Raw genomic sequence first — 3,019 nt, 5'->3', positions numbered from 1 at the left:
GACTCTTTTCCCGCTCCAGATTTTTGAGAAAGGGAAGCCCAGGCTTCCCTTTTTTGTCGGTGCTCAAACCCAACGGTGCGTGCATCGGACCCAATGGCTTACGGCGCGATAGCAAAGCGGTTATGCACCGGATTGCAAATCCGATCAGCCCGGTTCGACTCCGGGTCGCGCCTCCAGTTTCCTGAGCCCGTTGCCACGTCGCCACACATGGCTCTGGCCGCATCTGCATCGCAATGGTCAAGCTGCCCGGGTGGTGGAATTGGTAGACACAGCGGACTTAAAATCCGCCGCTTTCCTGCATAAGGGGCGTACCGGTTCGATTCCGGTCCCGGGCACCAAACTCCTTCACCTTGCGGTCCAGAATCAATACTCGAATCCCGCCGGCCTGGCGCTACGGCGGGATTTGTTTGCCCTCGATTGGTTGCCGGACCAGACCCGGTCGGCGTGGCACAATGATGCCAATGTGTTGCCAAGCGTCGGCGTGCTGGGGCTCTCCCGGCCAGTGCACTTGGCGACGGACCCTAAAGGATCGCCCATGCGTCTGTCCAGCAAACACGCCGGCTGCCACGTCACCTCAGATGCGCTCCTGCCCCATTGACTAACCATGCCACGCTCCGATCCCCCTTTTGAAATCCACCTGCATGGCGAGGTTCTGCTGCGTGCGGAAACGCAGTTCGAACAAATCCAGGAGGCGCTCAAGCCCATCTGGAAATACGCCGGTGCCAGGTCCCTTGCCGACGGTGCCAGCAGCTCCTACGAGGACGAGCCGGGCATCCGCTTCGACGCGCCCAGCCACATGCTGCAGATCTGCTGGACGGTTGGCGGTGACGATGACTTCCGCCAGACGCTGGACGAGATGTGCATGAATCTGAACGAACTGGCCGACACCGGTGCGGCGATCGAGGTCAGCTTCTACGACACCGAGTTTGACGACGAGGACGGCGAGGAGGACCTCGACGCAGAATCGCGGGACGATTTTCTGATGCTGTTTGTGGGTCCCAACCCGGCGGCCATCATGCAGGTGCAACGCGACTTGCTGGTGCAGGACCTGGTAGCGCTGATGGAGCGCCATTTTGACGGATCCGAGCTCTCGGGTGTCGTGGCCGAAGTCGATAAACTGTTCACGCAGCGTTTTGATGCACTGGTCAGCTCGCTGGAGATCGGCAAACCCCGACGAGGTCCGGGCGGTGGACATGGCGGTTCCGGCCACGGCGGTGGCCGCAAGCCGCGCCACCTGCACTGAGGTCGCCCGGGGGCATCCGTGCGGTGATGCCGGATCGCGAAAACCTCTCAGTTGCTTGTTGCCGAATGCGCGTTTGCTTTTGCCGGCGTGCGCGCTGATGCCTGTCGGTGTGAGAATATCGTGTATGACCGATGCGCCGCTTGGCGCAGGCGAACGATGTCGTGTCCCCCAGTTTGGGCGTCGCAATTGCTGAGCGACGGTACGCCCCGGTCCATGCATCAGAAGCCAGCAACCTGTCTCAGTTGTGATCGGGTGATATGACGGGGGAGAGTGTGCGCAAGAAGATCAATGTCGATGAGCTCGAGCTGGGCATGTACCTGGAGGAGATCTGCGGGTCGTGGATCGACAATCCGTTCTGGCGCTCCCGCTTCGTCCTTTCCGATCCGAAAGAAATCGCGATGCTGCGCGCGAGCAAGGTGAGCGAAGTCTGGATCGATGTCAGCAAAGGCGCCGATGTCTGGCCAACGACGGCGGTCGCCGAGCTAGGGGTGCTGGAGAACGACGCGCCCGACGATGCGCGGCGGTCGATGGCGATGTCCTCCGACCGAACACCGACGCCGATCGCGGACGAAATCGATCGTGCTGCACGGATCTGCGCTGCTGGGAAAGAGGCCGTCACGTCGATGTTTCACGAAGCGCGTATGGGCAATGCGGTTAACGCATCGGGTGTCGTGACCCTGGTGCAGGAGATATCGGATTCAGTGGCCCGCAACCCGAGCGCGCTGATCAGCCTGGCTCGGCTAAAGACTGCAGACGACTATACCTATATGCACTCGGTCGCGGTGTGCGCCATGATGATCGCGCTGGCGCGGCAACTGAACCAGAGCGAGGACGTCGCGCGCTCCGCCGGCGTTGCGGGTCTGCTGCACGACGTGGGCAAGATGCTGGTCCCGAGCGAGGTGCTGAACAAGCCCGGCAAGCTCTCTGATTCCGAATTCACGATCGTCAAGGGTCATCCGGTCAAGGGCCACCAGTTCCTGCAGGAGAGCACCGGCATCGACCCGATCGCACTGGACGTGTGCCTGCACCACCATGAAAAGGTGGATGGATCCGGTTATCCCAAGGGCCTGAAGGGCCCCGAAATCAGCCTGTTTGCCAAGATGGGTGCAGTGTGCGACGTGTATGACGCCATCACATCCAATCGCCCCTACAAGGCGGGCTGGGACCCGTCGGAGTCGCTGCGCCAGATGGGTCAGTGGGCCAGTGGGCATTTCGACCTGACGGTGTTTCAGGCGTTCGCCAAGACGCTCGGCATCTATCCGGTCGGATCGCTGGTGCGTCTCAACTCGGGTTGCATCGGTGTGGTGATCGAGCAGTCCAAGGGTGCACTCACCATGCCCGTCGTCAAGGTGTTCTATCGCATGGCGTCCAGTCAGCGCATAGATCCGGTCGTCATGGATCTATCCGCGCGCGGTTGCAAGGAGAAGATCATCGCGCGGGAAGATCCGGCCAAATGGAAATTTGCCGACCTCGATGCGATGTGGTCGGGGCTCGTCGCCTGACCATCGCCGGCTGGGCCGCTGGCGGGCACGGGCGCGGTATGGTGGGCGCATCGCGAAAAGTCAGCTGCCGCGCGTGATCGGCATCTCCACCGGCCTTGGGTTGGCCGCGTACTTGCCAAGTTCCAGCTTTGCGGGCGTTGCGATGCACCTCGTCCGGGCCATCGGCAAAGCGCAGGGTCCGTGCATGGGCGTAGGCATAGGCCAGCGGAAAGTCGTCACACATGCCACCGCCGCCATGCACCTGCATCGCCCAGTCGATCACCTGGCAGGCCAT

2 protein-coding genes, 2 tRNA genes and 1 pseudogene are annotated in these 3,019 nt (G+C 61.8%); 4 read left to right on the top strand and 1 reads right to left on the bottom strand.

Going from position 1 to position 3,019, the window contains the following annotated elements; translation table 11 throughout:
• Positions 1-102: 102 nt before the first annotated feature.
• The 4 genes from RMO57_RS15435 (at position 103) to RMO57_RS15420 (ending at position 2,745) form a co-directional block, all read left to right on the top strand.
• A tRNA-Cys gene (locus RMO57_RS15435) sits at positions 103-176 on the top strand.
• A 68-nt stretch (positions 177-244) separates the two neighbouring features.
• Positions 245-338 (top strand) — tRNA-Leu (locus tag RMO57_RS15430).
• A 266-nt stretch (positions 339-604) separates the two neighbouring features.
• Positions 605-1,243, top strand: coding sequence for a DUF6806 family protein (locus tag RMO57_RS15425; RefSeq protein ID WP_310388111.1), 639 nt, complete (start codon positions 605-607; stop codon positions 1,241-1,243).
• 272 nt (positions 1,244-1,515) lie between these two features.
• Positions 1,516-2,745 (top strand): HD-GYP domain-containing protein, encoded by a 1,230-nt coding sequence (locus RMO57_RS15420; protein WP_310388110.1) that lies wholly within the window; start codon positions 1,516-1,518, stop codon positions 2,743-2,745.
• A 60-nt stretch (positions 2,746-2,805) separates the two neighbouring features.
• Here the strand turns inward: RMO57_RS15420 and RMO57_RS15415 are convergent.
• A pseudogene (locus RMO57_RS15415) lies at positions 2,806-3,019 on the bottom strand (acyl-CoA dehydrogenase family protein); the annotation flags it as partial.

This window comes from Roseateles sp., from assembly GCF_031397715.1.
Lineage (GTDB): Bacteria > Pseudomonadota > Gammaproteobacteria > Burkholderiales > Burkholderiaceae_C > Paucibacter_A.
This window is presented reverse-complemented; position numbering and strand designations above follow the sequence as displayed.

What these genes read in the sequence shown, in the direction of transcription:
- RMO57_RS15425 (WP_310388111.1), top strand. Translation starts at nt 605, where the DNA reads ATGCCACGCTCCGATCCCCCTTTTGAAATCCACCTGCATGGCGAGGTT.